This is a genomic window from Segeticoccus rhizosphaerae, from assembly GCF_005222685.1.
In the GTDB taxonomy this organism is placed as follows: domain Bacteria; phylum Actinomycetota; class Actinomycetes; order Actinomycetales; family Dermatophilaceae; genus Segeticoccus; species Segeticoccus rhizosphaerae.
In genome coordinates this window covers 45,417-72,112 of record NZ_SWMA01000010.1, presented here as the reverse complement: position 1 = coordinate 72,112, position 26,696 = coordinate 45,417, and the positions used below count along the sequence as shown (strand labels likewise).

Below are 26,696 nucleotides of genomic sequence, written 5' to 3'. Positions count from 1 at the left end.
CTCGTCTATCGCCAGGTCGGCGAGGCGACACGCGACGTGATCGCCATCGGTCTGCGGGATGAGCACGCCATCTACCACACGGCGGCTCGACGAATCGCCTCACACTCTCGATCGGAGCAGGCACTCCAACGACTCGTCGGAGTGCCCCGATTGCCAATCCTCTGCGGGAAGGTGTGGAGCCCGTCCGCTGGTGGGGAGGCGGCCGCGGAGTCCGCGGCGCAAGTACGACGCATACGCTGCTCGCCACGACTTGGAGACCGGCTGATATGAGGGGATCATGCTCGCCGCTGGCCGAGCCCGGGCCTGCCACCAAGCGGGTCGGCGACTCGTCCGAGTTCAGCGTCGCTGTCCTTGCGGAGTTTGACGGGGTGCTGAGCTACGACGCAGCGCGGCCCAGGTGAACGGCTGCCACATGCCCGACGGCGTGACGTGCTCGTCGCGGGCTTCCGCGGTCAAGGTCCACTCGGGCCCGACCAGGTCGGCCGTGTGGCGGGCCACGGGCAACCCGGAGCACTGTTGTGGTGCGTCGGGGGCGAAGGTGGCGATGACGGCGATCGAGCCGGTCGCGGTGACCGATGCGAGGGTCTGGCGGTAGCTGACTTGGTCAGCATCTGAGGTGAGGAAGGGCAGCACTGCCCGGTCGTGCCATGCGTTGAAAGTCCGGCCACGTCGCCACGTGCGCACGTCCCGCGGCAGCCCAGTGGACCAGTGCGGCTTGGTCGCCGAGGCGAGCCTGCGCAGCGTGCACTGCGACCGTGGACAGGTCCACCACGGTGACGTCGGTGTGCCCGCGCTTACAGTAAGTAGCGTGTCGGCCAGCCGGCTAGTTCCCGCGCCGATGTCGACGATCGAGGCATCGCTACCGACTCCCACCTGGTCGAGCATCGACAGCGACATGCGCGGCTGCTGCTCGTACCAGCTCGTCGAGGACTCCTCCCGCGAGTACGCGGCGTTCCAGTGCGCTGCCAGGTCGTCGTTGCCGCTCCCACAGTTATCGTAGTTGAGGTGCGCGGGCTTGCTGCCGCGGTGGGCGGCGGCGTGCGACGCTAGGGCAATGGACAGCGAAGCGGTCAAGGAGTTCTTCGAGCGGGTGTCGGGCGACTGGGACGACATGCGTTCGAGCTTCTACAACGCCGACATCATCGACGCGCTCGCCGAGCGGACCCAGCTCGGCGAGGTCAGCACCGTCGCTGACGTGGGCACCGGGACCGGTTTCGTCGCTGCGGGACTGGCCGGCCGGGCCGCAGCGGTGATTGGGGTGGACAACGCGCCGGCGATGCTGGCCGTGGCCCGCCAGTCGCTGGATGCGCTCGGCGCGGACAACGTCACTCTCATCGAGGGCGAGATCGACGCGCTGCCGCTACCGGATGACAGCGTGGACGCCGCGGTCGCGAACATGGTCCTGCACCACGCACCGGACCCGGCCGCGATGATCGCCGAGATGGCGCGAGTCGTGCGGCCCGGTGGCCGGATCGCGGTCACCGATGAGATGGCGCACGAGTACGAGTGGATGCGCACCGAACAGGCCGACCTGTGGCTCGGGTTCTCTCCCGAGCAGGTCGCTGATCACTTCGCGCGGTCGCGGTTGCAGGAGTACGGGTATGCGTCGCTGGGCATGCAATGATGCGTGGTCTCCAAGACCTCGGTCGGGGTCTCTGCTGAGATCGGTATCTTCGCCGCATGGGCCACCGTGCCGCCACACCGCTGACAGCCCAGTGGGGTCGTGTCCTTGGTCCGCCCGGTCGCTGCGGTCCGCTGGCGGACCGCGATCAGAGACCGCCGCTCACCCCGGTCCTGGTGAGTGGGTGCGGAGGTTACCGGCCGCCGCCGTCAATCTCCTCCGGTTATGAGGTACTGCGCGGTTGCGATGTGAATGCGACCGCTGCGACGTTGCTCGTGTGCGGTGAGCGTGACGCTCTGGGCCAGTTGTTTCCAGGGTTCCGCCGGGTGCGGGTCGGCGCCGCCCCGCGCGGCCAGTAGGCGGTATAGGGCCGCCGTGCGGGCAGGAGGCGTCGCCGTCTCGGCGACGATGCGCCGTCGTGCCCGGCCGAGCATCCTTTGGCCGGAGTCCGGGTCGACGAGTCGTCCACTGGCCCCGATGGCCTGCAGGTTGCCAGGGAAGTCGAGGCCGGTTCTGCAGCCGCTGTCCAGGACTGGGGCACCGGCGGCGGGTTGACCAGTTGCAGATGTAGCCGCGGGGCCCGGTAGAGCGGCCGTTCAAGGGACACGAGGTCTGAGACGCGGCCGAGAGCCTGATGGCGACGCGTGGCCAGCAAGTACTTCTCCGGGCGACAGATGGTCAGACCATAGGGGGCGTGGGGTCGCCGGGGCGGGCCCGACGGTGGGGTCGGGGTGGTGCTGGGTTTGTACGCGGTCAAGCGGAGCACGAGGCCCAACTTGGAGCGGTCAGCTGATCGATGACCAGCCTGGCGACGCGGACCGCGCCCTCGGGTCGACGGAGCCGGTGATCGCCTTCGAACCGGACGGTGACCGGATCTATGAGGCGTTACACGCCCCGCATGACGCCATTCGGGCTGGCTACATGCTCACGCAGGACCAGGTGGCCTCTCGGTGGTAGCGCGCGCGTCATTTCGGCGTCGGCGGCGTGCTCGTCGGGGATTCTGCACTGGGCGAGCGTGGCCACGGCAGCGTCGAAGTTGGCATCGGGGAAGTCCAGGAGCTGCGCCTCGCCGAGGCGTTGGTCGACGTGCCGACCCAGCCCGCTGGCTCGGTCACGCGCCTGTGCCAGCGTGGCCGGGCTGAGGTCGAGACCGGTCAGCTGCCTGGGGCGGCCGCGCGGCCGTCGAGAGGATGTGGCAGATGTCCGCGTCACTGCAGTCGGCTGGATCCAGCCGCTGGCTGCGGTCACGGAGTTGTTCGAGTTCGGTCTGCCAGGTGGCGAGTTCACTGATGCGCCTTCGGACGTCGGCGAGCTTGCCGTCGATCAGGGTCGTCACGTGCGCGCACGGCACGTGGCCATCATCGCGCAGGTCGATAATGCTGCGGATCTCGACGAGGGTGAGGCCGGCGGCCTGGGCGGCGCGGATGAACCTCACTCGGATGATGGTCGACTCGTCGTAGTCGCGGTACCCGTTGGCGGCCCGTGACGGTTCGGGCAGCAGGCCCTTACGTTCGTAGAACCGGATGGTCTGGCTTGGCAGCCGAACGGCCTCGCCGAGTTCACCGATCAACATTTGGCCAATCTACCGCTTGACCTTGTACCGCAGAGCAAGGTATAGCGTCTTGGTCATGGACATCACCCTGCTGTACTTCGACGGCTGTCCCAACTGGAAGCTCGCCGACCAGCGCGTCACCCAGATCGCCGCCGGGCGCGCGGACATCACGGTGACCCGGCGGCTGGTGGACACGGTCGAGGAGGCCGAGCGGGTCGGCTTCCACGGCTCGCCGAGCATCCTGGTCAACGGCGTCGACCCGTTCGCCCAGGGCGATCCGGGTGTCGGGCTGGCGTGTCGGGTGTACGCGACCCCGGACGGGCCGGCCGGCGCCCCCTCTGCCGAGCAACTGCACGCAGCGCTCACCGACGCGTGATCGCCCCTCGATCGACGGTGCCACGAGGACCCTCGTCGGCGTGGCGCGAACTGCCCGTCCTGCTCTCGGTCGGGCCTGCTGGGCGCCTTCGCGGGCATCTGGGTGGGCAGCTGGGTCCCGATCGTCCTCGGCCGAGCAACCGGTGGCATTCGCGCTGCGGCGCCGACCCCAAAGGCGTTGCGGCTGACCTCAGCCGGACCAGCGTGAGACACAGCGCTGCCGACGAACACGACGACCTCCAGGCACCATCCGCGAGAAAGCTCCCGAGATGACCAAGCGGTACGACCTGATCGTGATCGGTGCCGGCATGGCCGGCATCTCGGCAGCCAACAAGTGCGCCGCGCAGGGCTGGGACGTCGCGATCGTCGACGCTCTGCCCTACGGCGGCACCTGCGCGCTACGCGGATGTGACCCGAAGAAGATCCTGCGGCGCGGCGCGGAGATCATCGACAGCGCCCGGCTGATGCGCGGAAAGGGCATCGACGCCGGCGACCTGGCGATCAACTGGGCCGACCTGATGAAGCACAAGCACGGCTTCACCGACCCGGTGCCGCAGAACCTGGAGCGCGGACTGACCGGCAACGGGGTCACCACCCTGCACGGCCAAGCCAGGTTCACGTGCACCAGCCGCGTCGAGGTCGACGGCACAACCCGCGAAGCCGGGCACGTCCTGATCGCCACCGGCGCACACCCACGCAGGCTCGACTTCCCCGGCCACCAGCATCTGATCGACAGCACCGACTTCCTGGACCTGCCGGCACTCCCGCCGCGGCTCCTGTTCGTCGGTGGCGGGTTCATCTCCTTCGAGTTCGCCCACATCGCCGCTCGAGCCGGCAGCACCCCGGTGATCATCGACCACGGAGCGCGCCCCCTGAAGGCGTTCGACCCTGACCTGGTCGAACTGCTGATCACCCGCGGCGCGGACGTCGGGATCGAGGTGCGCCGCTCCACCACGATCACCGCGGTCGAACCGACCGGGAGCGGCTATCAGGTCACCGTCGAGCGATCCGGCAAGTCCGAGACAATGGAGTTCGACCTGGTCGTCCACGGTGCCGGCCGGACGCCACAGCTGTCCGGGCTGGACCTCGACGTTGCCAGTGTCGCGTGGGGAGTTCGCGGCGTGCGGGTGGCCAAGCATCTACAGAGCACAACAAACCCGGCGGTCTACGCCGCCGGCGACGCCGCCGACAGCCCAGGTATGCCGCTGACCCCGGTCGCTGTCGTTGAAGGCAAGGTCGCCGCCTCCAACATGCTCAAGGGGACGAGGACCGTCCCCGACTACAGCGGTGTGCCGACCGCGGTGTTCACGATCCCCGAGCTCACCCGAGTCGGACTGCTCGAACAACAGGCCCTCGACCAGGGCCTAGACGTGGATGTCCGCTACAGCGACACCACTAGCTGGTACTCCAACTACCGGATCGGCGAGACCACGGCCACCGCCAAGATCCTCATCGACCGATCCAGCGACCGGATCCTCGGCGCACACTTGCTGGGGCCCGAGTACGGCGAACTGATCAACTTCCTCGGACTGGCCATCAAGCTTGACCTCACCACGCGCCAGCTGAAATCCATGACCGCCGCCTACCCCAGCGTCGGCTCCGACCTCGGATCGATGCTCTGACTCGCATCCGAACGTCAGCTAGCTTGGAGCGATCCCGTTGCGCCCGCCAGCGGCCAGCCGGCGGTCCTGATGCAGAACTCGGGACCGGGCGGCAGGCTGGAGCACCTCGGCGTCGAAGTCACTTCGCCCCGAGGACGACACCAATCAGGCCCGGCTCGCCGGCGAGGGCTCCTTCGCGCTGTTGTCGAGGAGCGTGGCACCACCTGCTGCTGGGCGACTGAGAGCAAGTTCCCAACCCACTCGGCGGTGAGTCCTGGGAGCCCTACAAAATGCTCACGGATGGGAAGTCGCGCGGTCCCACACATGGCGGCCTCGCTCGCGCGGGTTGCTGTCGGGTTCCGAAGTCGTCTGCACGGAGGCTCTGAAGTCCTGTGCGGTTCGTTGGGGCCCGGTACTTCGGGCACGGCGCGACTATCGCAGGAGGACACGTCGGTCACCTACGATATGTGTACGGAGTTAGTAGATGCAGGTTGACCGGGGAGACGGTGTGCGCGGTTTCGGTGAGTTGGAAGCGGTTGTGATGCGCTTGGTGTGGAACGCTACCGAGCCGGCCGAGGGGCCGGGCGATACCCGTAAGACGGTCACCGTCCGGGAGATCTATGAGCATCTGCAGCGGACGCGTGCCATTGCGTACACCACCGTGATGAGCACGATGGACAACCTGTACCACAAGGGGTGGCTGGACCGATGCAAGGACGGTCGGCGGTTCCGGTACTGGGCCACGGCAAGCCGGGCCGAATACGGTGCGAGGCTGATGCGGGAGGCCTTGGCCGTTGGCGGCGACACCGAAGCCGTGCTGACGCACTTCATTGGTGAGATGAGCCGTGAGGAGTCCGGCACGCTACACGGCCTGCTTGCCCGGCTGGGGCAGCGGCGGCCATGCTGAGCCTGGCGATCTGCTTGGCGGCTTACGGGCTCGTCGCCGCTGTGTTCGCCCCCGTCGCGCTGGCGAGGTGGACCGGGTCGGGGAGCGCACCCCGCTTCGAACTGGCTGCGTGGCTGGTCGCAATGCTCACTGTGCTGGGATCATGGGCGGCGGCCGCGGCCCTCTTGGTGGCGCAGACCGCCACCCTGTCGGGTGGCTCCGCCCAAGTGGTGAATGCCTGCGTCGCCACAGTGAGCGCCGCGGCGGTCGGCGCCCACGGGGCCATGATCCAGCTCGGGCTGCTGACTCTCGCTGTGCTCGTCGTCGTCACGTTACTGATCGGCGCGGCGCGTGTGGCGCAGAACCTGCTCCGCGGACGACGGCTCACGCACGAGCACGCCCTCACGGCGCGTCTGATCGGACAGCCCATGCCAGACGGCACGACCGTGCTGCTGGACACCACCCAGCAGCTGGTGTACTGCGTGCCGGGCCGGCCCGGCACCATCGTGGTGACCAGACCGGCCCGGGACCTACTCACCGACGCACAGTTGAGGGCGGTCTTGGCCCATGAGCGCGCTCACCTGCGCGGGCGCCACCATACGTGGGTCGCCCTGACCCGTGCGTTGGCCCTGTTGCTGCCACGGATGACCCTGTTCACCGCCGGCGCCCGGGCGGTCGGCCGGCTCACGGAACTGTGCGCCGACGACGCGGCAGTTCGCAGTTGCGACCGGCGCCACGTCTTCGACGCCCTGCTGAGACTTGGAACCAGCGCTCCGGTTGGGCCCGGGATCCTGGCTGCGACCGGCGGCAGCGTCACCGCGCGCCTGGCCCGGCTGCTGGAGCCGCCCAGTCGCGCCCAGCGGCTGCACCATCAGCTGACGTTGGCAGTGGTGCTGACGGCATTGATTCTCGCGCCCATCGCGGTCACGGTCCTCGCCACCGGCGGCCTCGCCGGCTGCGGCTCGACCTTGACGTGATCTTGGCAGGTCCACAACTCCGACCGCCGTGCTACTATTTACGTACGTAGGTAGTAGCACCTTCGCATCGTATGCGACATGCCCACACCGGACATCGCGGCGAACGCCCGCCGATTGACGGTGCTGACCGTGCCCCACCGGCAGTGCGAAGCCTCAGCGAGCCCCCGAGACGAAGTGAGGAATTGGCGTGGGTCACCCAACAGCTAAGTCGCGACCCCACGCGCAAAGTGGGTCCGATGGATCGCGGCGTGCCGAGGTGCGTCGACAGGTGGCCCGTGCCGGTCGCCGAGAACGCCGCAGGCCCTGGCTGCTGGGTTCGGTGGCCGTCGTGGTGGCCGCGGGCCTGACATCCGTGATCGTGGTCACCGTCAACAACCGCGCTCCCGCCCAGGCAAGTGGCCCCCTGCCATACCCCAACGCCTACGGCGGTGCGATCCCTCCCCCCTGGCCCGCACCCACCGACCCAAACGCCGGCGCCCAGGCAGCTGGGCTAAAGGTTGCCCCGATGGACGGCCCGATGAGCAGTGGCATGCAGCACTTCCACATCCATCTGGACGTGGTCGCAGGCGGCCGGCACCTCACCGTCCCAGCCAACCTCGGCATCGACACCGCCACCGGTGCGATGTCCGGCCTGCACACCCATGACACCAGCGGCGTGGTTCACATCGAAGCCGACCAGGACCAGCAGTACATTCTGGGCCAGGTGTTCAACGAATGGAACGTCAAGCTCAACCGTTCCCAGGTTGGTTCTCTACACGCCGGGGACGGCCGCACTATCAGCGCGTACGTCAACGGGCGCAAGGTCACCGGCAATCCCGCCGCGATAGAGCTCAAAGCCCACCAGGAGATTGCGCTGGTGTTCGGCACGCCCGGCCACAAGGTGGACGTGCCCACGCGCTACGACTTCGCGGCCGGGGAATGACACTGCCCGACCAGCACGTTGTCGCCGGTGACCGGCCGACGCGCCGGAACGAAGCGAAGGGAACGATGACATGATGAACTCGATGGGCATGTGGGGTGGCCTCGGGATGCTGCTGTGGGGCCTGATCGGGTTGGCCATCCTCGTCCTGGCCGTCCTCGGCATCATCTGGCTCGCCCGGGACCTGGGGCGGCGTCACCGTGAACCGAGCCCAGAGCCCGGTCCCACGCCACGGGACATCCTCCGGCGCCGCTACGCCGCCGGAGAGATCAGCGAGGAGGAATACCGCCAGCGCACCAGCGCGTTGGCAGACCCCGCAAGCCGGTGACCCCTCAGCCGGGGAGCTGATGCGCCTCGCTTCGTCCGGGAGTGTGCTGGCCGTCACCGGGTGCGGCCTGGCAGCTGCGGGTCGCGCGGCCCAGCTGTCCGGTAACTCGGCGGCAGCGTGCGGTCGACCCGTCCAAGGAGTGAGGGAGCGCAGGAGCGCAACTGCTCTCGGGTGACGACGAGCAGTTCAAGGGTCGTGCCGTTTTCGTCGTCGATGACAAAGCGCGCATCGGGATGGTCGCGGGCGAAGCCGAGGATCGTGTTGACGGCGACACCGACCCGGTCGCCGTGGTTCGTTTGATGGACCGGTTTGCCGGACGGGCAGTTCCTGGCGAGCACATGGAGAGCCTGATGCACCTGACGGACGGCACTACCTGAAACTGTGCCGCTGGGCTGCGGTGCCACCACACTAGGAGCCCGGTCGAAGACGATCGCCGCCTTCGGCTCGCTGGGCTTGACAGCCCACACGAGGAGCACGCCGACGGCACCGATGACCGCGGTGCCGAGGATCACCGCGATGAGCAACGAACTCCACGTACGTGCACGTCTTCTGGCTAAGCGGGCGTTCACCGGCGGCACCATGCCGGCCCGGTCCTGTCGGCTACCAACTGTCCTCCTGAGATGTCCTGTCCGTCCTGGATGAGGTACTGTCTACGTACGGATATCGTAGATGGATTTCGGAGGTGCCGCGATGGAGCAACTGTTTTTCGGCTTGGCGGTGCTCGCATGCCCGGTCGGCATGGGCGCCATGATGTGGATGATGATGCGGGGTCAGAAGAAGAACACCGACCCGAGTAGTGAGCAACCTGATCACACTGCGGCGCAGGAACTGGCCCATTTGCAGGCAGAGGTAGAGCAGCTCAAGAGCCAGCGCGCCAGCAGGGCGCAGGAGGAGTCCGGCCGGTGAGCACGGCGATCGCGTTGCTCATCTTTCTCGCCTCCGTCGGCGCGGTGTACTTCCTCTGCGTTCGACCGATGCGCAAGGCCCAGTGCGCCATGTCCGGCACCGAGAGCGGCAATCGTCGACACGAGGACGGCAGCGACATCGGTCGGCAGATCGCCGACCTTCGCGAGGAGATCCGCATCCTGCAGGTCGACGACGGCGTGCAGGCTCCCGGCGGCCGTGCTGCACGCGCCGATACGTCGCCGCGGCCGGGATACGCCACGACCCGGTTAGCGGCCATCCAGGGTCGCGGCACAGCATCCTATGGAGCCCATGCGCCGCGTGGCCGACACACCGATGCACGCACAGAGTGGACAGCTAAGGAGGAGGACCCTCGGTGAGGATTCGACAGCGTGCGGCCGTGGTCGCAGCCACAGTGTCTGTGGCGGTGCTGGCCGTTGGTGGGGGTGCCTACGCAGCTCCACGGATTGCCTCGGCACTGTCCGGTCAGTTGGCCGCTGAGCGGCCGGGTGGCCAGCAGACGGGCGACATGATGGCCCAGTTTTCCGGAAGAGCACCATTTGACGCCCAGTTCCTGGACCAGATGATCATGCATCACCAGGGAGCAATCGTCTCGACGCAGGCCATGATCGCCGACTCCGACCGGCCCCAGTTGCGGCGGCTGGCGCGCGACATCATCACCACTCAGCGCGACCAGATTCAGAAGATGCGCGCGTGGCGCGCGTCGTGGTACCCCCACTTGGGCTCGACTTTCACCATGATGGGCGGCTCGATGATGGATGGCGCCGACACGGATGGCGGCTCGATGATGAGCGGCCCGATGATGAGCGGCGCGATGATGAGCGGACCTGGAGTAGACCGGATGTACCTTCAGATGATGATCGCTCATCACCAGGTGGCGGTCGAGATGGCTGGGCAAGCCCAGCACCGAGGCGAGCACCCAAAGCTGCGGGACCTGGCCATGACCATCGACAAGGAACAGTCCGCACAGATCAAGCAGATGCGCTCGTATCTAAAGTCTCTGCCTCCGGTGAGCGCGCAGCCTTGAAGCATCGGCAGCCGCCTGCCGGGCCCGGGAGGTGGTGCACGGGTTGACACATTGAGATCCCTGAACACTCCCGGCTGGGCCGACCGCAGATTCGGTTCCACCACAAGCGTGCGATCGAGCGCGTTATCACTGTCGAGGGATTCTGCGACGCTCGATAACCGTCGACCGGACGGTTCCGCACTTCTCGGCGCACCCGGCCTGCAGGCTGCGGGCCCGCAGCGGCCGATCAGGGACGAGCCAGCGCGTGTTGCCGCCGCCCGACTTACACACTTGCTCTCCTTCTGCCGTCCCACCTGGGATCGGCATCCGACGACGGGCCCGTCTTGGCCGACCGGTCCCAAGTCTCCGCCATCGAGCCGTTTCCTTGCCATCGCAACCCGGCAGTGCGCCCGAGAGCGAGTCCTCAGCCTCGTGCGAGCTCGTCCAACACCACCTGCAGCCGTGCCGATGCCTCATCGGTTACCGGTCGCAGGTCGGCAATTCCGGTAACGCTGGACATGGTCTGTGGGTCGAGAATCTGCACCCGTGAACCATCGCCGTCGGCACCGATGACCACGTTGCAGGGCAACAGCACCCCCGATGCTGCGGTCCACCTGCAGCGCCTGGTGGGCGAGGTCGGGGCGGCAGGCGCCCAGGATGACGTAGGACTCCATCTCCACCCCGCGCTTGTCCCGAAGGGTCGCGGCCACGTCGATCTCCATGAGCACGCCGAACCCTGCTCGCTGAGCAGTTCCTTGACCGCGCTCACCGCGGTGACGACTGCCCCCGGTGGTGTCGTCATGGCGAACGAGCCTAACCCAAGCCTAACCCCTGCCCAGCAGACCGAAGGCGATGAGCACCACGGGTGCGGCGAGCACCGCGGTCGCGAGCAGGTAGACCCCTGCTGAGCACAGGGCGCCCGCCGGCCGCTGTCCGAGCAGCTCGAGCCGGGTCCGGGTGGTCCCACCGCCGGATCCCAGGGCCGCCCGGGGGTGGCCGCCAGTCGCGAGGGTGACCAGGGCCCGGGCGAGGGCCGACTCACCGACGGCCCGGGCGGCCGCCCGGTCGGCGAGGACCTCGACCAGCAGGTGCACCTCGGTCAGCCCGGCCCGGCTCCGGAGGATCTCCGGCACCGCCGTGTGCAGGACGGTGAAGAACTCGAGGATCAGGTCGTGCCGCGCCCGCAGGTGGGCGCGCTCGTGGCTCAGCACGGCCTCGAGCTCGTCGCTGGACAGGGCGTCGATCGTCCCCTGGGAGAGCACGACCCGGTGCCGCAGGCCAGGGACGCAGTATGCCGTCGGGGTCGGGTGCTCGAGGACCCGGACCGAGGCGGGCAGGTTCGATGATGCGGTCGTCGCGAGGCCCAGCACGTCCACGAGGTCGCGGTGCCCTCGCCGGGCGGCGCGCAGCGACCGACCGACCTGGTGCCCGGACAACAGGATCCGGACAAGCATGCCCACCGACACCGCGACGCCGAGCACCGTGAGCAGGTCATGGGCCCAAGGGTGGTGGTCCTCGAGCCGGTCGCTGCCCGCGACGGCCATCGGGCCCGCCGCGAGACCGGCGACGACCGCCGACAACGACACGCACTGCCACAGGGTCAGCCCGGCTCGAGGGACCCGTCGCAGGGCGGTGGCTCGAGGCAGCCACCGCGGCGCCGGCCCGGCCAGGACGACGGCGATCAGGACCAGCCCGGCGACGATCACCGCGCACCGCCGGGTGCTGCGGTGCTCTGCGCGATCATCCCCTACCGGACCTGCGCTCCGGTCGGCGCGCCTCCACGACGGCGAGCGCGGCCCGCAGGTCGTCGATCTCGTCGGCAGTCGCGTCGTCGAGGAAGTGCAGCATGGCCGCCTGCCGGTCGGAACGCTCGAGACCCCCGAGGGCGTCACGCAGCACCCGGGCGGTGAGGCTCTCGCGACTAGCCGCGGGCAGGTAGTGGTAGGCCCGGCCGGTCCGCTCCTGCACGACCAAGCCCTTCTTGGCCAGCCGATCCAGCACGGTCATCACGGTGGTGTAGGCCAGGCCGCGCGAGGCACCCAACGACTCGTGCACCTCGCGCACGGTCACGGGACCGCCGCCCGCCTCCTGGCGCGACCAGAGGTGCTCCATGACGGCCCGTTCCAGGTCCCCGAGCCGGGGTGCGGTCGAGTCGGCCATGTCACGAACCTACCCGGGCGGTGGGGGCGCGCTCGTCGGCCCCGGCCAGGTCGAGCACCCGGTCGAAGTCGGCCAGTCCCTCGGGCCGGTGGCTGACCACGAGCACGGTGCGGCCACGGGCGGCGTGGTGCAGGTCGGCGAGGACGCTGGTGGCGGTGGCGTGGTCGAGCTGTGCGACCGGTTCGTCGAGCAGCAGCACCGGTCGCTCCGATAGCAGGGCCCTGGCCAGCCCGAGGCGGGTGCGCTCGCCGCCGGAGACCCCGCGGCCGCCCTCGCCGAGCCTCGTGTCGAGCCCGTCGGGCAGGTCCTGGGACCACCGCGCCAGCCCGGCCTGTCGCAGCGCGAGGTGCAGCTGCGCGTCCGTGGCGCCCGGACGGGCCAGCCTCAGGTTCTCGCGCAGCGTCGAGGCGAACACGTGTGGTTCGTCGTCGAGGAACGCCACGAGCGAGCGTGTCTGCTCCACGGTCCGGTCACGCACGTCCTGGTCGTCGACGCGATAGCGACCGCCCGTGGGGTCCAGGTGCCGGGCCAGCACCGCCAGTAGGGTCGACTTGCCGCAGCCGTTCGGCCCGGTGATCGCGACGTGCTCGCCGGGGGCGAGGTCGAGGGTGATCGGTCCGAGGTCGTGCCGCCCGCCGAGCTGGTCGGTCGACCAGGCGGCGGTGACCTCGTCCAGTCGCAGTCGCGGGGGGTGTGCCGGGTGCCCGGGGTCGCCGGTCAGCGCGTCCCGGACTGCTGGGGTCTGGGCGAGCAGCGAGGTCAGACGGGTGCGGCTGGCGCCGGCGCGGGCGAGCCCGCTCATCGCATCCGGCAGGATCCCGAGGGCGTCGCCGACGGCGAGGGGAGTCAGCACGAGCAGCGCCCCGGTGGCCGGGTGGAGGAGCCCGCCTCGCAGCGCCGCTGCGACGATGGCAGCCGTGGCTACGGTAGACAGCGCGGTTGCCGCCGGCAGAGCCGCGGTCACCAGCGCCCGACCCCTGGCTTGGCGGGTGGCGGCCCGGGTGAGTCGACGGTCGGCCCGGTCCAGCCACCTGGCCGCGACGTCACCGCCACCTACCGCCTGCAGCTCGAGGGCCCGGGAGGTGACCAGGGCAGCGACCCGTGTTGCCTCGGCCCGCGCCGCCAACCACTCCTGTTGGTGCCGACCTTCCAGCGCCCAGGCCGCAGCCCCGGCCACGGCAGCGGCGAGCAGCAGCGCGGTCAGGACGAGACCTGCGCGGGGCAGCAGTACGGCTGCGCCGACGGCAGCCACGCCGGCGGCGAGGGTCGCCGACAGTACCGGCACGACGACGCGGACCTGGGCGTAGACGTCGTCCTCGAGGTCGTCGACGACCCCGCCGAGCAGCTCCGCGCGACCGCGGCGTCCGAGCCGCGCCGGGGTGAGCGGGATGAGCCGGTCATAGAGGCCGACTCGTCGCCGGGCCAGGTCGGCCAGGGCGACGTCGTGTGAGCGGAGCCGCTCGGCATAGCGCAGGGCGGGCCGGGCGATGCCGAACGCGCGGACGCCGACGATCGCGGTGAGCAGGGTGAGGATCACTGGTTGGTAGCTGGCCTGCACGATCAGCCAGCCGGAGGTCGCGGTCAGGGCGATGCTGGACAGGCTGGCCAGCCCGCCGAGCAGGGCGGCGGCCAGCAGGCCCGGGGGGAGTCGGCGACGTGTCACGGGGCTGCCCCGACCGGTCGGCGAGCAGGCAGCGTGACGTGGCGGACAGCATACCGGAGCAGCTCGGGACGGTGGGTGACGACGATGACGGTCCGCTCCCGGGACAGTCGCCCGATGAGCGCGTGGACGAGCGTCGCGGCACCGTCGTCGAGGTGGGCGGTGGGCTCGTCGAGGAGCAGCAACGGCACGTCGGACAGGCTGGCGCGGGCGAGGGCGAGCCGGCCCCGTTGGCCGGCCGAGAAGCCGAACCCGTCGTCTCCCATGGGCGTGTCGAGGCCGCCCGGGAGTCCCGCGACCAGGCCGTGCAGCCCGACCTGGCGCAGCGCCGACCACAGTGCGCCGTCGCCGGTGTCGGCGGCGGCGCCGAGCAGCAGGGACTCGCGCAACGCCCCGGCGAGGAGGAAGGGGCGCTGGGTCACCAGGTGGGCAGGCGGTGCCTCGATGCTGCCGTGGGTCGGCGTGCGTAGGCCGGCGAGCAGCTCGAGCAGGGTCGACTTGCCGGCACCGGAGGCACCGGTGACGGCCGTCAGCCCCGGGCCCACGCTGAGATTGAGGTCGTGCAGCGCCTCGTCGTCCGCGCCGGGGTATCGGTAGGCCAGTCCACGGACTCGCACCGTGGTGGTGCTCCCTACGGCCCGGTTTGCTCCGTTCAGGCCGGTTTTCGGTCCCGCCGCACCGGCCAGAAGTGGGCAAACCGGCCTGGACGGAGCACGGTCGAGGTGGGCGGCCACGTCGTCGAGGGCTGCCGCGCCGTCGGCCGCGGCGTGGAACTCGACGCCGACCCGCCGGATCGGCCAGTAGGCCTCGGGCGCCAGCAGGATGACGGTGAGCGCCACGCCCAGCGGCATGCTGCCGGTCGCCAGCCGCAGACCCGCGGCGACCGCGACCATGGCCACCGAGATCGTCGCCAGCAGCTCCAGCGCACCCGAGCTGAGGAACGCGATCCGCAGCGTGCGTACCGTAGCCCGGCGGTGCCGCTGGCTGACCTCGGCGATCGCCTCCGACTGGACCGTCGCCCGGCCGAAGGACACCAGCGTCGGCAGCCCGCGGACAACGTCGAAGAAGTGGCCGGACAGTGACGCCATCGCCCGCCAGCGGCGCGTGGTCTCGCCCGCTGTGGCGTGCCCGATCAGTGCCGCGAAGGCCGGCAGCAGCGGCACGGTGACCAGGACGATGAGACCGCTGACCCAGTCGATGGCGGTGATTGCGACCAGCGCCAGCACCGGTAGCACCGCGGCCTGGACCAGCGCGGGCAGGTAGCGCGTAACGTACGGCTCGATGCTCGTGGTGCCCTGGCTCGCCAGGGTGAGGGCGGCCGCCGGTTCGGGGCGGTCCTCGGCGGATCGGTGGATCCAGGCCTGCACGAGTCGTTCCCGCAGTGCGGTTGAGACGCGGCTGCCCGCCCGCGCGGCGGTGACTTCTCCTGCGCCGGCGAGCAGCCCGCGCGCGGCGAAGAGGGAGCCGACCGCGACCGCCGCCCCGGTCAGCGACGTCCCGTCGACCAGGGCGACCACCAGGGCGCTGACGGCGAACGCCTGGCCGATCGCGGTCAGCCCCTGCAACCCGCCGAGGAGAGCCAGGGCGGCGACGGCCGGCCGTGCCGTCGGCAGCCAGGTCAGCAGGCGGGGGTCGAAGGGGCGCATCACCGCTCCACGGGGAACGGCACCGGCGCCGGGATGTGGTGTGCCTGGATCCGGCGGCGGAAGACCCAGTAGGTGTAGCCCTGGTAGAGCACCACCAGGGGGGTGAACACCAGGGCCACCCAGGTCATGATGGTGAGCGTGTATGCCGTGCTGCTGGCCTCCGCGGCCGTCAGGGACCAGGCCGGGACGAGCGACGACGGCATCACCTCGGGCCACAGGGTGAGGAACAGTGACGCGACCACGGCCCCGATGGCCACGAACGTGCCGGCGAACGCCCAGCCCTCGCGTCGGCGGCTGGCCGCGAGCAGCCCGGACGCCAGCGCGACGACGGCGAGCGCGCTGGTGGACCACGAGATGCCGGAGGCTCGCCCGGCGCCGAGCGTGACCAGCGACAGCGTGGTCAGGGCGAGTGCCACGGCCCCGGTCCGCAGCGACATCGACCGGGCCGCGTGGCGCACGTCGCCGTCGGTCTTGAGCGCGACGAAGAGCGCGCCGTGCGTGAGGAACAGCGCCACCGTGGTCAGCCCACCGAGCAGGCCGTACGGGTTCGCCAGCACCAGCAGCGGCGAACCGGTCAGCTCTCCGGTGGCGTCGATCGCCACCCCGTGCACCATCGTGGTGAGGATCGCCCCCCACCCGAACGCCGGCACGACGGAGCCGAAGACGATCGCCCGGTCCCACCGCGCGCGCCAGAGCGGGTCGTCCCGCTTGCCGCGGTAGTCGAAGCCGAGCGCGCGGACGATCAGGGCGACCAGGATCAGCAACATCGGCAGGTAGAACCCGCTGAACAGGGTGGCGTACCAGTGCGGGAAGGCCGCGAAGGTGGCACCGGCCGCGGTGATCAGCCACACCTCGTTGCCGTCCCACACCGGGCCGATCGTGTTCAGCATCATCCGGCGGCGGGTCTCGTCACGGCCGAGGACCGGCAGCAGCATGCCGACGCCGAAGTCGAACCCCTCCAGGACGAAGTAGCCGGTCCACAGGACCGCGATGAGGATGAACCAGAGAGTGGTGAGATCCATGTCGGCCTCCTTGCAGCAGAAGAGATTCGGGAGTCAGTAGGCGAAGAGGAGCGGTGCGTCGTCGTCGCGGTGCGCGGGGTCGACCGGCTCCTCGTAGGGGTCCGCACCGCGTCTGACGTACTTGAGGGTGAGGCCCACCTCGATGACCGCCAGCACGCCATACAGGAGGGTGAAGACGGCCATCGACGTGATCACCTCGGCCACCGAGACTCCCGGGGAGACACCGCTGCTCGTCGTCATCACGCCGAAGACGAGCCATGGCTGCCGGCCGGTCTCGGTGAAGATCCAGCCGAACGAGTTGCCGAGGATGGGCAGCAGCGGAGTCACGACGGCCACCCAGAGCCACCACCGGTGCCGGGGGATCCGGTCGCGCCGGGTCGCCCACAGCACCGCCGCGGCGACCAGAGCCGCTGCCATCCCGACCCCGATCATCAGCCGGAAGGTCCAGTAGGCGAGGGGGATGTTGGGGGTGTAGCTGTCGCTGTGCTGGCGCACGTCGGGGGAGGTGCCGTACCGCTCCTGGTACTGCGCCTTGAGCTCGTTGATGCCCTCGACCTTGCCATCGAAGTGCCCGGTGGCCAGGAAACTGAGCAGGCTCGGCACGGTGATCGCCACCTTCTCGTGCTGGCCGTCCAGCGACCCGATCGTCAGCAGCGAGAACGGTGCATGGCCCTCGGCCGACTCGTAGAGCGCCTCGGCCGCGGCCATCTTCATCGGCTGCACATCGGTCATCACCTTGCCCTGCACGTCGCCGCTGACGGCCACGACCAGAGCGGCGACCAGGGTCACCCACGCACCGGCCCGAGTGGCGCGGCGATACATCCGCCGGTCCTCACCGACATCGCGCCGGCGAAGGTGCCACAGGCCGATGCCCATGACGAAGGCACCACCGACCAGGTATGCCGCACCGGCCACGTGCGGAAAGGTCACCAGCTGCACGGGGTTGAGCAGGACTGCCCCGAAGTCGGTCAGCTCGGCCCGGTCGGTCACCGGGCTGTAGCGGTAGCCGACCGGGTTCTGCATCCACGAGTTCGCGGCCAGGATGAAGTACGCCGACAGCAGCGTGCCGACGTGCACGATCCACATCGAGGCCAGGTGCAGCCAGCGGGGGATCCGGTCCCAGCCGAAGATCCACAGCCCGAGGAACGTGGACTCGAGGAAGAACGCCAGCAGGGCCTCGAGCGCCAACGGAGCGCCGAAGATGTCGCCGACGAACCGCGAGTAGTCGCTCCAGTTCATCCCGAACTGGAACTCCTGGACGATGCCGGTGACCAGCCCCAGCGCGAAGTTGATGGTGAACAGCTTGCCGAAGAACTTGGTCAGCCGCAGCAGCTCGGGGCTGCGGCTGCGAAGCCAGGCAGTCTGGAACCCGGCGACGATCGCGGACAGGCCGATCGTCACCGGCACGAAGAAGTAGTGGTACACGGTGGTGATGGCGAACTGCCAACGGGCCAGGTCCACGACGTCCACTGCGCGCCTCCGGATGCAGATGTCGACTACAGAACGTCGTAAATACTACGCTATGTCGTAGGGCCGCGATCGGCGCCGGGCAGACCCCGAGCGCGCAGCCCACCTCGCCCGCCGGCCGCAGGTGTTGGCCACCACTTGGGGCAAAGCGGCGCTGCCTCGAGGCCGGCGTAGTCGCATCGGCAAGGACAGCTATTATCGCCTCATGTCGATTGATGTGGCCGGTTCCTGTGTCACTTCCCGTCCGGCGCTGGGTTCGGCGGCGGCCTTGTTCCGGTCGCTGGGCGATCCGGCGCGGTTGGCGATCGCGCGGCGACTGGCCCAGGGCGAGGCGCGGGTGACCGATCTGGTGGCCCAGCTGGGCTTGGCCCAGTCGACGGTGTCTGCGCACGTGGCGTGTCTTCGGGGATGCGGTTTGGTGGAGGGACGTCCGGTGGGCAGGCAGGTGTTCTACCGCTTGGTCCGGCCGGAACTGCTGGAACTATTCGCGGCCGCCGAGCAGCTGCTGGCGGCCACCGGAGAGGCGGTGTCGCTGTGCCCGAACTACGGCGATCCAACGAGACCGATCGCGCAGGCTAGCGCGGTGGTGGTCGGAGGCACCCGATGACCGACGCCTGCGGATGCGGTGACGGCCCCGAACCGGACGAGGACGACGCGGAAGCGACCATCACGTGGTGGCGGGTCCGGGAGATTCAGGCGGCCGCGGTGGGCAGCCTGTTGCTGGTGGCGGGATTCGTGGCCGACAGAGCGGGCGCGCCGGGGGTGGCGAGCACGGGGTGCACCACCGCGGCATTGTTGGTGGGGGCGTCCACCTTTGTGCCGGCCAGCGTGGCCCGGTTGGTGCGCGGCCGGATCGGGGTCGGCACGTTGATGACGATCGCCGCGGTCGGTGCGACCATCTTGGGTCAGGTTGCCGAGGCGGCGATGTTGGCGCTGTTGTTCTCGGTCAGTGAGGGGCTGGAGGAGTACTCGGTGGCCCGGACCCGGCGCGGGTTGCGGGCCTTGTTGTCCTTGGTGCCGGCCGAGGCCGTGGTGCTGCGCGGTGGCGTGCCGGTGGCGCTACCGGCCGCGGACTTGGCGGCCGGGGACTGGATGCTGGTTCGGCCGGGGGAACGGGTCGCGACCGATGGCGTGGTTCGGGCGGGCCGGTCGGCGGTGGACAACGCGGCCCTGACCGGTGAGTCGGTGCCGGTCGAGGTCTCCAGTGGGGACGCGGTCTATGCGGGCGCGATCAACGGGTCCGGCGTGCTGGAGGTGGAGGTCGCCAGCACGACCGAGGACAACTCGCTGGCCCGGATCGTGCGCATCGTCGAGCAGGAACAGGCACGCAAGGGGGCCGGCCAGCGTCTGGCGGACCGGGTGGCGCGGCCGTTGGTGCCGGGCATCATGGTGCTGGCGGTTTTGATCGGGGTGACCGGCAGCCTGTTCGGTGACCCGCGGACGTGGGTCGAGCGCGCGCTGGTGGTCCTGGTGGCCGCTTCTCCTTGTGCGCTGGCGATCGCGGTGCCGGTCACCGTGGTGGCGGCCATCGGCGCGGCCAGCCGGATCGGTGTGCTGATCAAGGGCGGCGCCGCGTTGGAGGCCCTGGGCCGTGTCCGGGCGGTGGCGTTGGACAAGACCGGGACCTTGACCCGCAACGTCCCAGTCGTGGTCGAGGTCGCCGCAGTCCGTGGGCACGACCGTGCGGAGGTGCTGCGGGCTGCTGCGGCGCTGGAGGCCCGCAGCGAGCACCCCTTGTCGCGGGCCATCCTGGCGGCGGTCCCGCAGCCGGTGGCCGCGAGCGAGGTGGAGGCCGTCTCCGGCGCCGGGCTGGTCGGCCGGGTCGCGGGCCGCCCGGTACGCCTGGGACGACCCGGGTGGTTGCCGGCGGGCGAGCTGAGCGACCGGGTCGCCACGATGCAGGCTGCCGGGGCGACCGCGGTCCTGGTCGAGGTGTCCGGTCAGGTCATCGGCGCGATCGCGGTCCGCGATGAGTTGCGCGCCGAGGCCCCCGAGGTGGTGGCCCGGTTGAAGTCCGACGGCTACACGGTGGCCATGCTCACCGGTGACAATGGCTGCACTGCCCGTGCGCTGGCCCAGGCCGCCGGCATCGAGCAGGTCCACGCGGACCTGCGCCCGGCGGACAAGGCGGCGCTGGTCTCGCGAATGCGGCAGGACCGATCGACCGCGATGGTCGGCGACGGCGTGAACGACGCCCCGGCCCTGGCCACCGCCGATGTCGGTATCGCGATGGGGGCCATGGGCACCGACGTCGCGATCGAGACCGCTGACGTGGCGCTGATGGGCCAAGACCTGCGCCACCTGCCGCAGGCGTTGGGCCACGCCCGCCGGTCCAGGTCGATCATGCTGCAGAACATCGGCCTGTCACTGGGGTTGATCGCCGTGTTGATCCCGTTGGCCGCGTTCGGGGTGCTGGGGCTGGCCGTCGTGGTGGCCATCCACGAGCTGGCCGAGGTGCTGGTCATCGGCAACGGGGTCCGCGCCGGGCGGGTCGAGCCGTTACCGTCGCTGCACCCCTCACCGCTGGCCGGGCGCGTCGTGGCTGGGGCACGCCCATGAGCCAGGCGGCTGCCCGCGCGACCACGATCGGCGCCGCGCTGGCGATGGCTGCCGCGGCCTGGCTGGCCGGGGTTGTGGCGCAGGCCATGTTGGTTACGCCCGTGGATGCCGGACCCGTGGGACTGCGACTGCTGTTCAACCCGGGCGTGTCGTTCGGGCTGGGCGACGCGCTGCCCGCCTGGCTGGTCAGCGCCGCCACCGGAGCCATCACGGTGTTGGTGCTGGGATGGATCTGGCGCTCCGGGTGGGCGCAGCCGCGGGTCGGCCGGTGGGGGTTGTCGGCGATCTTGGCGGGGGCGATCGCGAACCTGGTCGACCGGGTGCCCGACGGGATGGTCACCGACTACCTGCACACCGGCTGGTTCCCGACGTTCAACCTGCCTGACGTGCTGATCACCCTCGGCGCGATCGTCTTCGTCCTGAGCGGGCTACGGCGGGGAACCCTCGGTGGCTCGCCCGCTCCGCCGCCGGCGGCCCCGAAGCCGCAGAGCCGTCCATGAGCCCATTCCTCCCGGCCCTGCCGCGCGACCCCGAATCCAGGCCCCGTTGCCTTCGTCCCGTCTTGACCCGTCGACCGAACAGGTGCCCCGATGACCAACGTGGCCCTGGCCAGCTACTCCACCCTCAGCATCTACTCGGCGATGGCGGTGTTGACGCTGGCGATGTTGGCATTCGCGATCGACCTGGCCCGTAGCGCGCCTCGCGCGGCGGCGGCGCCGCTGGCGGCCGAGCCGGTGCCCGCTGCCGGCGCCAGTAGGCCACCAGCTCCAGCATCCTTTGACCGTCCGGACCCGCCGCTTGACCGGCCGGATCCTCCAGTGGCGGCCAGGCCGGCCGCCGGTGTCGGGATGGCACTGTCCTGGCTGGCGGGCGCCCTGGTCTTGTTGGGGGTGGTGCTGCGCGGGCTGTCGGTCATGCGGGTGCCGTGGGGGAACATGTACGAGTTCGCCACCACCGGGTGCGCCGCGGTGCTGGCCGCGTTCTTGGTGTGGAGTCTGCGCCGGGACCTGAGGTGGCTGGGTCTGTTCATCATCGGCCCAGTGCTGTTGACCCTCGGACTGGCCGTGGCCGTGTTCTACACCGAGGCCGCCCAGCTGCTGCCGTCGCTGAAGAGCTTCTGGCTGGTGATCCACGTCATCTTCGCGATCGTCGCGGTGGCCCTGTTCACCGTCGCGTTCAGCGTGACCATCGTCCAGCTGGTCAAGTCGCACCGGGAAACGCACCCGCCCGCCACGGCCACGTTCATGGAGGGGCTGCCCAGCGCCGCCGCGCTGGACCGGACCGCCTACGGCCTGCACATCGTGGCGTTCCCGCTGTGGACGTTCACGCTGATCGCCGGCGCCATCTGGGCCGAGCAGGCCTGGGGCGCCTATTGGCAGTGGGACCCCAAGGAGGTGTGGACGTTCGTGATCTGGATCGTCTACGCCGCCTACCTGCACGCCCGGGCCACCGCCGGCTGGTCCACCCGATCGGTGAACTACCTGGCGCTGGCTGGCTACGGCTGCATCCTGATCAACTACCTGGTGGTCAACATCTACTTCGTCGGCATGCACTCCTACTCCGGCATGTAGCCGTAGCGGCCAGCGCGTCGCGGGTCGGTGGGAGACCACGGGACGGCGGTCAGGCCTGCGGGGGCTGCCTGCCGCTGGTCTCCGGCCCCGGGGTGCTCCTGTCTTGCGACCTCCACACCGCCGCGCCGACCCCCACGACCAGGACGAACGCACCGAGGGACAGCCACAGCAGCGTCGCGACCGACGTCTTCGAGGCGGGCTGGGCGTTGCCGGGACCGGCCGCCGACGCAGGCGGGACCGTGGTCGCCGTGCTGGTGGTCGGCGTCACCGGGGGCGTGGCGCCCTGGCGCGCTGTGGCGGTCGGTGCCGGGCCGGGCTCCCCGGTCGGACCGGCCACGGTGAAGGAGACCGTGCCGCTGATCGGGTGCCCGTCCGCAGAGACGACCCGATAGGCGACCTGCCAGGTGCTGGAGCTGCTCAGACCAGGAAGGTCCGCCGGGACGTCGGCGACCAGGTCCCGGCCCTCGACCCGGGTGGCCAGCTGGCCACTGGCGGCGTCATCGACGCTCAAGGCGGTGCTGGCGAACCGCGTTGACACGTCCCGGTTGAACGTGAAGGTGACCTGCGTGGGTGGATTGTTCAGTTGTGCACCGGTGGCCGGGGTCGAGCCGACCAGCTCGCTGTGCGCCGCGGCGGGCCCGGCCGGCCCGGCCAGCGCCAGGCTCAGCGCCGCGACGACGCCGACCAACACGCTCAGCCCGGCTCGGGACCAGCCCCTCGCGCAGGCAGTGACCGGCGAGATCGGAGACAGCGGGGAGGGCAGTGACACGTGGATCTCCTGGGGTCGAGGGCCGCACTCTTGGTGGGGGTTACGGCGCGACGCCGCGCTGCCGCAGCAGTTGTTGCATCTGCTCGATCTCGGCCTGCTGGGCGCCGGCCATGGCCCTGGCCAGGTCCAGCACCTGCGGCCGGTCGGTCAGCGGTTGGATGGCCTGGGCCATGGCGATGCCGGCGCGGTGATGGGCGATCATCAGGCGCAGGAACAAGATCTCCGCATCCTTGCCCGTGGCACTCTTCAGCCGGGCCAGGTCCGCGGGACTGGCCATCCCGGGCATGCGCTGCGTCGCCTCGGGCGACTGGGGGGACGCCTCGGACCCGTCCGAGGTCTGGCCGGTGCCGCCGGGCATGGCGCCCATGTCGTGCCCCCCGGTGCCATCGGTCATCCAGGCCATCGCCGGGCGTGGCGAGGTCTGCGGCAGCCCCCACAGGTTCAGCCAGGCGAACATCTGGCCGGACTGCTGCTGCTGGCTGGTGATGATGTCGTAGGCCACCGCCTTCAGGGTCGGGTCGCCGGTCTTGGGGCGGATGATCAGGGCCATCTGGACGGCCTGGTTGTGGTGGGTCTGCATGTCCCGGGCGAACCCGGCCTCCGCGCCGGCGTCCGAAGGAGGGGACTCCTTGTCGGCCAGGCCGTACCCGAACAGGCCGGCGGTGCCCAGCGCCAGCACTGCCACCACGGCGGCGATCAAGGCGGCCTCCAGCCGGGACCCGAGACTGCGCTTGGCGGGCTGGTTCTGCTCGGCCGGGGTGCGGCCGCTCATGGGGCGGTGGTGCCGTTGGTGCCGCCGGTGCACGCGGCGCCGGGCTCGGGGGTCTGCGGTCCCTGTCGGTAGGCGCGGATGAACGCGGGCAGGCGTGGGTCGTCGGGTCCGGTCAGTTTGAGTTGTTTGCCCCAGGCGGAGGCGATCACGGGGGAGTCGAGTCCGGGGTAGGGGGACAGGATCGCGTAGGTGTCCGGGATGGTCTTGCGCAGTGTCTGGATCTGGGTCTGGGGCAGGTCGGGCCGGTAGGTGATCCAGACCGCGCCGTGCTCCAGGGCGTGTACCGCGTTCTCGTTGGGTACGGGCTGGTCGTAGATCCCGCAGTTGAGCCAGACCGGTGCGTGCTCCCCGCCGGCGGGCGGGGTCTGGGCGTAGTCCACCGGGGTGGTGACGTGGCCCTGCTGTTCTTGGTAGGTCTGCACCGCGGCCAGGGTGGGCTGGTTGGCCTGCTCCCGGGCGATGCTGACCGTGACCACGGCGGCGATCAGCAGCAGGACCGTGGCGGTGCCGGCCCAGATCGCGATCTTGCGGCGCCGCTCCTGCCGGGCCTGGGCGCGGCGCACCTGGGCCAGCCGCTCGGTGCGGGTGGACTCGTTGTTGCGGGAACGCTTCGATCGGCTCATGGTCTCCAACTCGGATGCGGGATGTGCGGGAAGGGTCACTGAAGGGGCAACGTGCGAACTACCCGCCCAGTTCGGCCAGCACGTAGATGGCCAGGAAGCCAGCGAAGAACGAGGCCCCCAGCAGCGCGGTCTCCGCCTGCTCGTGGGCCTCGACGAGCAGCTCCTCCACGGCCAGGTAGAGCAACGCGGCAGCTCCGAACGCCAAGGCAGCCGCCAGCACCGCTGCGCTGGCCCCGCCCAGCACCGCCGCGCCCCCGATCGCCCCGACGGCGGTGACCAGGCCCAGCCCGGTACACGTCGCCGCGGCCAGTGGCCGGGACAGCCCGGCCCCGGTCAGCTCGGTGGCCACCGACAGCCCCAGGAACAGGACCTCGATGGTCAGCGCGACCGTCAGGATCAGCGCCTGGGTCGAGCCCAGGGTCACGCCGAGCCCGACCAACAGGCCATCCAGCAGCAGGTCGATGCCCACAGCCACCAGCAGGCCCAACGGCAACACGACCGCCGGCCGGCTCGCCCCGGCCCGCGTGGTCTCGGCCGCGGCTCGGCCGGCCTCGGAGGCGGCATCGCGGCGACGACCGTAGGCTGCCAGGGACAGCACCAGCGCCGCCCCGCCGGCGAAGCCGATCACGGCCCAGGCCAGGTTGCCTTCCCGGCGTAGCCCGGGCAGCACCTCTCCGACCAGCGCGGCCATCACCACGCCGGCAGCAAAGTGCTGGATGCCGCTGACCAGCCGGGGTCCCGGCGGTCGCAGCACCGCCGTCACGGACCCCACCGCGGAGGCGCCGACCGGAAAGGCCACCAGGACCGCGGCCTGCCCGACCAGGCTCACTTCGCGCCCGGCCCGCTGGCCGCGCCGCGGTGCGAGCCACCGTCAGAACGGGCTGGCATGGTCTTGGTGGTCGGCCGGCTCGCACTGGATCGTGGCATGGGCGACGTCATACTCCTTGGCCAGCAGTGCGGTGACCCGGTCGAGCACCTCGTGCAGGTCAGCACCCTGGGCCAGCACCACGTGCCCGCTGGCGCTCTCCAGGCCCGAGGTCACCGTCCAGATGTGCAGGTCATGCACCTCGTCCACCCCAGGCAGCGCCAGGATCGCGGCCCGGACCGCCTCGACGTCCAACCCGGTCGGCGCGACCTCCATCAGGATGCGGACCGCCTGCGCGGTCAGCCGGAACGTGCGCGGCAGGATGAACAGGCCGATGCCGGCACCGATCAGCGGGTCGGCGTAGCGCCACCCGGTGGTGTAGATGATGACCGCGGCGACGATCACCCCGACCGAGCCGAGCATGTCGGCGAACACCTCCAAGCAGGCGCCTTTGAGGTTGAGGCTCTCCTTGGCCCCCGCGGCCAGCAGCCGGAAGCTGATCAGGTTGATCACCAGACCGACGCAGGCCACCACCAGCAGCGGCAGCCCCGGCACCGCAGGCGGGTCCGAGAAGCGGTGCCACGCCTCATACAGCACATACCCGGCAACACCGAACAGCAGCAGGCCGTTGGCCAGCGCGGCCAGGACCTCCAACCGGTAGGTGCCATAGGTCCGCTGGGCGGACCCAGCCCGCTGCGCCAACGTGATCGCGGCCAGCGCCATGCCCAGCCCGAGGACGTCGGTGCCCATGTGCGCGGCGTCCGACAGCAGCGCCAGCGATCCGGTCCAGATCCCGGCCCCCAGCTCCACCAGCATGTATGAAGCGGTCAGCCCGAACGCGATCAGCAGCGGAGTGCGGTGCCGCCCCCCGGCCGTAGCCGCCGAAGCATGCGAGTGCACGTGGTCGTGACCCATCAGCCGCGTCGTCCCGTCGGCACCGGGGCGTGGTCCAGGTGCTCCCGGGCCACGTCCAGCAACAGCCGGACGTGACTGTCGGCCAGCCGATAGCGCATCATCCGCCCATCGCGACGATGGGTCACCACCCCAGCAGTCCGCAACAACCGCAACGCATGCGACAGCGCCGAGGACGACATCTGCACCATCTCGGCCAGGTCGCACACGCACATCTCGCCCGCCTCCAGCAGCGCGAACAAGATCCGGACCCGACTGGGGTCAGACAGCAGCGCGAAGACATCCGCGATCTGGACCGACTCCCCGGCCGTCACCACCAAGGGGCGAGTCGCGGCGACCCGGGCGTCATCCACCTGGGTGGCGGTGCACGCATCCAGGCCGATCACCCGCTGACCCTCCGACATAGGAACTCCTGAACAGTTGAGCGAGTTGTCATACGTACAGTAGTTCACCGATCGCCGGCGCGACCGGCCAGGAAGGA

The 26,696-nt window shown here is 70.2% G+C and carries 30 protein-coding genes and 2 pseudogenes; 14 read left to right on the top strand and 18 right to left on the bottom strand.

Annotation, left to right across the window (positions count from 1 at the left end):
* Positions 1 to 336 precede the first annotated feature (336 nt).
* A complete protein-coding gene (locus FCN22_RS09510) occupies positions 337 to 1,074 on the bottom strand; it encodes an SAM-dependent methyltransferase (RefSeq protein ID WP_137121312.1) in 738 nt (245 codons plus the stop codon).
* Here FCN22_RS09510 and FCN22_RS09505 point away from each other — a divergent pair.
* A complete protein-coding gene (locus FCN22_RS09505; protein WP_137121311.1) occupies positions 1,055 to 1,624 on the top strand; it encodes a class I SAM-dependent methyltransferase in 570 nt (189 codons plus the stop codon). The two genes, FCN22_RS09510 and FCN22_RS09505, sit on opposite strands and share 20 nt — an antisense overlap.
* A gap of 882 nt (positions 1,625 to 2,506) precedes the next feature.
* Here the strand turns inward: FCN22_RS09505 and FCN22_RS22800 are convergent.
* Both FCN22_RS22800 and FCN22_RS09495 read right to left on the bottom strand, forming a co-directional pair.
* A complete protein-coding gene (locus tag FCN22_RS22800) occupies positions 2,507 to 2,833 on the bottom strand; it encodes a class I SAM-dependent methyltransferase (RefSeq protein ID WP_162308175.1) in 327 nt (108 codons plus the stop codon).
* Positions 2,733 to 3,194, bottom strand: coding sequence for a heavy metal-responsive transcriptional regulator (locus FCN22_RS09495; RefSeq protein WP_137121309.1), 462 nt, complete (start codon positions 3,192 to 3,194; stop codon positions 2,733 to 2,735). The genes FCN22_RS22800 and FCN22_RS09495 overlap by 101 nt, the downstream gene beginning before the upstream one ends.
* 55 nt (positions 3,195 to 3,249) lie before the next feature.
* On the opposite strand from FCN22_RS09495, the gene FCN22_RS09490 reads away from it, so the two are divergent.
* From FCN22_RS09490 to FCN22_RS09465, 6 genes are all read left to right on the top strand, one after another.
* The gene (locus FCN22_RS09490) at positions 3,250 to 3,549 is read left to right on the top strand and encodes a thioredoxin family protein (RefSeq protein WP_137121308.1); all 300 of its coding nucleotides are present in this window, start codon (positions 3,250 to 3,252) and stop codon (positions 3,547 to 3,549) included.
* Positions 3,550 to 3,817: 268 nt separating this feature from the next.
* The gene (locus tag FCN22_RS09485; RefSeq protein ID WP_137121307.1) at positions 3,818 to 5,170 is read left to right on the top strand and encodes a dihydrolipoyl dehydrogenase family protein; all 1,353 of its coding nucleotides are present in this window, start codon (positions 3,818 to 3,820) and stop codon (positions 5,168 to 5,170) included.
* Between the two features lie 463 nt (positions 5,171 to 5,633).
* Positions 5,634 to 6,056 (top strand): BlaI/MecI/CopY family transcriptional regulator, encoded by a 423-nt coding sequence (locus tag FCN22_RS09480; RefSeq protein ID WP_137121306.1) that lies wholly within the window; start codon positions 5,634 to 5,636, stop codon positions 6,054 to 6,056.
* Complete coding sequence (locus FCN22_RS09475) at positions 6,050 to 7,012, top strand: M56 family metallopeptidase (protein WP_137121305.1); 963 nt, start codon at positions 6,050 to 6,052, stop codon at positions 7,010 to 7,012. The genes FCN22_RS09480 and FCN22_RS09475 overlap by 7 nt, the downstream gene beginning before the upstream one ends.
* A 505-nt stretch (positions 7,013 to 7,517) precedes the next feature.
* Positions 7,518 to 7,934, top strand: coding sequence for a hypothetical protein (locus FCN22_RS09470; protein WP_137121304.1), 417 nt, complete (start codon positions 7,518 to 7,520; stop codon positions 7,932 to 7,934).
* A gap of 70 nt (positions 7,935 to 8,004) precedes the next feature.
* Positions 8,005 to 8,259 carry an SHOCT domain-containing protein gene (locus tag FCN22_RS09465; protein ID WP_202911497.1) on the top strand — a complete coding sequence of 85 codons (255 nt, stop codon included), beginning with the start codon at positions 8,005 to 8,007 and terminating at the stop codon, positions 8,257 to 8,259.
* Positions 8,260 to 8,312: 53 nt separating this feature from the next.
* Here FCN22_RS09465 and FCN22_RS09460 read toward each other — a convergent pair whose 3' ends face one another.
* Positions 8,313 to 8,840, bottom strand: a complete 528-nt coding sequence (locus FCN22_RS09460) for a hypothetical protein (protein WP_137121303.1) — start codon at positions 8,838 to 8,840, stop codon at positions 8,313 to 8,315.
* Positions 8,841 to 8,949: 109 nt separating this feature from the next.
* Between FCN22_RS09460 and FCN22_RS09455 the strand changes: the two genes are divergently transcribed.
* From FCN22_RS09455 to FCN22_RS09445, 3 genes are read left to right on the top strand one after another with little or no spacing between them, the layout of a single operon-like run.
* The gene (locus tag FCN22_RS09455; protein WP_137121302.1) at positions 8,950 to 9,165 is read left to right on the top strand and encodes a hypothetical protein; all 216 of its coding nucleotides are present in this window, start codon (positions 8,950 to 8,952) and stop codon (positions 9,163 to 9,165) included.
* The gene (gene yajC / locus FCN22_RS09450) at positions 9,162 to 9,542 is read left to right on the top strand and encodes a preprotein translocase subunit YajC (RefSeq protein ID WP_137121301.1); all 381 of its coding nucleotides are present in this window, start codon (positions 9,162 to 9,164) and stop codon (positions 9,540 to 9,542) included. The genes FCN22_RS09455 and yajC overlap by 4 nt, the downstream gene beginning before the upstream one ends.
* Before the next feature lie 20 nt (positions 9,543 to 9,562).
* Positions 9,563 to 10,210, top strand: coding sequence for a DUF305 domain-containing protein (locus FCN22_RS09445; protein ID WP_137121300.1), 648 nt, complete (start codon positions 9,563 to 9,565; stop codon positions 10,208 to 10,210).
* Positions 10,211 to 10,613: 403 nt separating this feature from the next.
* Here FCN22_RS09445 and FCN22_RS23025 read toward each other — a convergent pair.
* From FCN22_RS23025 to FCN22_RS09410, 8 genes and pseudogenes are all read right to left on the bottom strand, one after another.
* Positions 10,614 to 10,802, bottom strand: a pseudogene (locus FCN22_RS23025) (DUF302 domain-containing protein); the annotation flags it as partial.
* A gap of 25 nt (positions 10,803 to 10,827) precedes the next feature.
* A pseudogene (locus tag FCN22_RS23020) lies at positions 10,828 to 10,926 on the bottom strand (DUF302 domain-containing protein); the annotation flags it as partial.
* An 87-nt stretch (positions 10,927 to 11,013) separates the two neighbouring features.
* Positions 11,014 to 11,895, bottom strand: a complete 882-nt coding sequence (locus FCN22_RS09435) for a M56 family metallopeptidase (protein ID WP_137121299.1) — start codon at positions 11,893 to 11,895, stop codon at positions 11,014 to 11,016.
* Positions 11,896 to 11,929: 34 nt separating this feature from the next.
* A complete protein-coding gene (locus tag FCN22_RS09430) occupies positions 11,930 to 12,349 on the bottom strand; it encodes a BlaI/MecI/CopY family transcriptional regulator (RefSeq protein ID WP_137121298.1) in 420 nt (139 codons plus the stop codon).
* 1 nt (position 12,350) lies between these two features.
* A complete protein-coding gene (cydC, locus tag FCN22_RS09425; RefSeq protein ID WP_137121297.1) occupies positions 12,351 to 14,012 on the bottom strand; it encodes a thiol reductant ABC exporter subunit CydC in 1,662 nt (553 codons plus the stop codon).
* Positions 14,009 to 15,655 (bottom strand): thiol reductant ABC exporter subunit CydD, encoded by a 1,647-nt coding sequence (cydD, locus tag FCN22_RS09420; RefSeq protein ID WP_137121296.1) that lies wholly within the window; start codon positions 15,653 to 15,655, stop codon positions 14,009 to 14,011. The genes cydC and cydD overlap by 4 nt, the downstream gene beginning before the upstream one ends.
* Positions 15,655 to 16,677 (bottom strand): cytochrome d ubiquinol oxidase subunit II, encoded by a 1,023-nt coding sequence (gene cydB, locus FCN22_RS09415; protein WP_137121295.1) that lies wholly within the window; start codon positions 16,675 to 16,677, stop codon positions 15,655 to 15,657. The genes cydD and cydB overlap by 1 nt, the downstream gene beginning before the upstream one ends.
* Before the next feature lie 33 nt (positions 16,678 to 16,710).
* Complete coding sequence (locus FCN22_RS09410) at positions 16,711 to 18,147, bottom strand: cytochrome ubiquinol oxidase subunit I (protein ID WP_137121294.1); 1,437 nt, start codon at positions 18,145 to 18,147, stop codon at positions 16,711 to 16,713.
* Positions 18,148 to 18,349: 202 nt separating this feature from the next.
* Between FCN22_RS09410 and FCN22_RS09405 the strand changes: the two genes are divergently transcribed.
* The 4 genes from FCN22_RS09405 (at position 18,350) to ccsB (ending at position 22,274) form a co-directional block, all read left to right on the top strand.
* Positions 18,350 to 18,751: an ArsR/SmtB family transcription factor gene (locus FCN22_RS09405; RefSeq protein ID WP_137121293.1), complete on the top strand. Its 402-nt coding sequence runs from the start codon at positions 18,350 to 18,352 to the stop codon at positions 18,749 to 18,751.
* Positions 18,748 to 20,703, top strand: a complete 1,956-nt coding sequence (locus tag FCN22_RS09400; RefSeq protein ID WP_137121292.1) for a heavy metal translocating P-type ATPase — start codon at positions 18,748 to 18,750, stop codon at positions 20,701 to 20,703. The genes FCN22_RS09405 and FCN22_RS09400 overlap by 4 nt, the downstream gene beginning before the upstream one ends.
* Complete coding sequence (locus FCN22_RS09395; RefSeq protein WP_137121291.1) at positions 20,700 to 21,203, top strand: signal peptidase II; 504 nt, start codon at positions 20,700 to 20,702, stop codon at positions 21,201 to 21,203. The genes FCN22_RS09400 and FCN22_RS09395 overlap by 4 nt, the downstream gene beginning before the upstream one ends.
* 90 nt (positions 21,204 to 21,293) lie before the next feature.
* Positions 21,294 to 22,274, top strand: coding sequence for a c-type cytochrome biogenesis protein CcsB (gene ccsB / locus FCN22_RS09390; RefSeq protein WP_137121290.1), 981 nt, complete (start codon positions 21,294 to 21,296; stop codon positions 22,272 to 22,274).
* A 49-nt stretch (positions 22,275 to 22,323) separates the two neighbouring features.
* On the opposite strand, the gene FCN22_RS09385 is transcribed toward ccsB, so the two are convergent.
* From FCN22_RS09385 to FCN22_RS09360, 6 genes are read right to left on the bottom strand one after another with little or no spacing between them, the layout of a single operon-like run.
* Positions 22,324 to 23,043: a copper resistance CopC family protein gene (locus FCN22_RS09385; protein WP_137121289.1), complete on the bottom strand. Its 720-nt coding sequence runs from the start codon at positions 23,041 to 23,043 to the stop codon at positions 22,324 to 22,326.
* Positions 23,044 to 23,083: 40 nt separating this feature from the next.
* Positions 23,084 to 23,815: a DUF305 domain-containing protein gene (locus tag FCN22_RS09380; RefSeq protein WP_137121288.1), complete on the bottom strand. Its 732-nt coding sequence runs from the start codon at positions 23,813 to 23,815 to the stop codon at positions 23,084 to 23,086.
* Positions 23,812 to 24,438 carry a thioredoxin-like domain-containing protein gene (locus FCN22_RS09375; protein ID WP_137121287.1) on the bottom strand — a complete coding sequence of 209 codons (627 nt, stop codon included), beginning with the start codon at positions 24,436 to 24,438 and terminating at the stop codon, positions 23,812 to 23,814. The genes FCN22_RS09380 and FCN22_RS09375 overlap by 4 nt, the downstream gene beginning before the upstream one ends.
* A 58-nt stretch (positions 24,439 to 24,496) precedes the next feature.
* Positions 24,497 to 25,267: a ZIP family metal transporter gene (locus tag FCN22_RS09370; RefSeq protein ID WP_137121286.1), complete on the bottom strand. Its 771-nt coding sequence runs from the start codon at positions 25,265 to 25,267 to the stop codon at positions 24,497 to 24,499.
* 42 nt (positions 25,268 to 25,309) lie between these two features.
* A complete protein-coding gene (locus FCN22_RS09365) occupies positions 25,310 to 26,218 on the bottom strand; it encodes a cation diffusion facilitator family transporter (RefSeq protein WP_137121285.1) in 909 nt (302 codons plus the stop codon).
* Positions 26,218 to 26,619 carry an ArsR/SmtB family transcription factor gene (locus FCN22_RS09360; RefSeq protein ID WP_137121284.1) on the bottom strand — a complete coding sequence of 134 codons (402 nt, stop codon included), beginning with the start codon at positions 26,617 to 26,619 and terminating at the stop codon, positions 26,218 to 26,220. Before FCN22_RS09360 ends, FCN22_RS09365 begins: the two co-directional genes overlap by 1 nt.
* Positions 26,620 to 26,696: the final 77 nt, after the last annotated feature.

What these genes read in the sequence shown, in the direction of transcription:
- FCN22_RS09360 (WP_137121284.1), bottom strand. Translation starts at nt 26,619, where the DNA reads ATGTCGGAGGGTCAGCGGGTGATCGGCCTGGATGCGTGCACCGCCACC.
- FCN22_RS09470 (WP_137121304.1), top strand. Translation starts at nt 7,518, where the DNA reads ATGGACGGCCCGATGAGCAGTGGCATGCAGCACTTCCACATCCATCTG.
- FCN22_RS09380 (WP_137121288.1), bottom strand. Translation starts at nt 23,815, where the DNA reads ATGAGCGGCCGCACCCCGGCCGAGCAGAACCAGCCCGCCAAGCGCAGT.
- FCN22_RS09480 (WP_137121306.1), top strand. Translation starts at nt 5,634, where the DNA reads ATGCAGGTTGACCGGGGAGACGGTGTGCGCGGTTTCGGTGAGTTGGAA.
- FCN22_RS09395 (WP_137121291.1), top strand. Translation starts at nt 20,700, where the DNA reads ATGAGCCAGGCGGCTGCCCGCGCGACCACGATCGGCGCCGCGCTGGCG.
- FCN22_RS09495 (WP_137121309.1), bottom strand. Translation starts at nt 3,194, where the DNA reads ATGTTGATCGGTGAACTCGGCGAGGCCGTTCGGCTGCCAAGCCAGACC.
- FCN22_RS09365 (WP_137121285.1), bottom strand. Translation starts at nt 26,218, where the DNA reads ATGGGTCACGACCACGTGCACTCGCATGCTTCGGCGGCTACGGCCGGG.
- FCN22_RS09400 (WP_137121292.1), top strand. Translation starts at nt 18,748, where the DNA reads ATGACCGACGCCTGCGGATGCGGTGACGGCCCCGAACCGGACGAGGAC.
- cydD (WP_137121296.1), bottom strand. Translation starts at nt 15,655, where the DNA reads ATGCGCCCCTTCGACCCCCGCCTGCTGACCTGGCTGCCGACGGCACGG.
- ccsB (WP_137121290.1), top strand. Translation starts at nt 21,294, where the DNA reads ATGACCAACGTGGCCCTGGCCAGCTACTCCACCCTCAGCATCTACTCG.
- FCN22_RS09465 (WP_202911497.1), top strand. Translation starts at nt 8,005, where the DNA reads ATGATGAACTCGATGGGCATGTGGGGTGGCCTCGGGATGCTGCTGTGG.
- FCN22_RS09405 (WP_137121293.1), top strand. Translation starts at nt 18,350, where the DNA reads ATGTCGATTGATGTGGCCGGTTCCTGTGTCACTTCCCGTCCGGCGCTG.
- FCN22_RS09505 (WP_137121311.1), top strand. Translation starts at nt 1,055, where the DNA reads ATGGACAGCGAAGCGGTCAAGGAGTTCTTCGAGCGGGTGTCGGGCGAC.
- FCN22_RS09475 (WP_137121305.1), top strand. Translation starts at nt 6,050, where the DNA reads ATGCTGAGCCTGGCGATCTGCTTGGCGGCTTACGGGCTCGTCGCCGCT.
- FCN22_RS09485 (WP_137121307.1), top strand. Translation starts at nt 3,818, where the DNA reads ATGACCAAGCGGTACGACCTGATCGTGATCGGTGCCGGCATGGCCGGC.
- FCN22_RS09490 (WP_137121308.1), top strand. Translation starts at nt 3,250, where the DNA reads ATGGACATCACCCTGCTGTACTTCGACGGCTGTCCCAACTGGAAGCTC.
- FCN22_RS09430 (WP_137121298.1), bottom strand. Translation starts at nt 12,349, where the DNA reads ATGGCCGACTCGACCGCACCCCGGCTCGGGGACCTGGAACGGGCCGTC.
- FCN22_RS09375 (WP_137121287.1), bottom strand. Translation starts at nt 24,438, where the DNA reads ATGAGCCGATCGAAGCGTTCCCGCAACAACGAGTCCACCCGCACCGAG.
- FCN22_RS09455 (WP_137121302.1), top strand. Translation starts at nt 8,950, where the DNA reads ATGGAGCAACTGTTTTTCGGCTTGGCGGTGCTCGCATGCCCGGTCGGC.
- cydB (WP_137121295.1), bottom strand. Translation starts at nt 16,677, where the DNA reads ATGGATCTCACCACTCTCTGGTTCATCCTCATCGCGGTCCTGTGGACC.
- FCN22_RS09460 (WP_137121303.1), bottom strand. Translation starts at nt 8,840, where the DNA reads ATGGTGCCGCCGGTGAACGCCCGCTTAGCCAGAAGACGTGCACGTACG.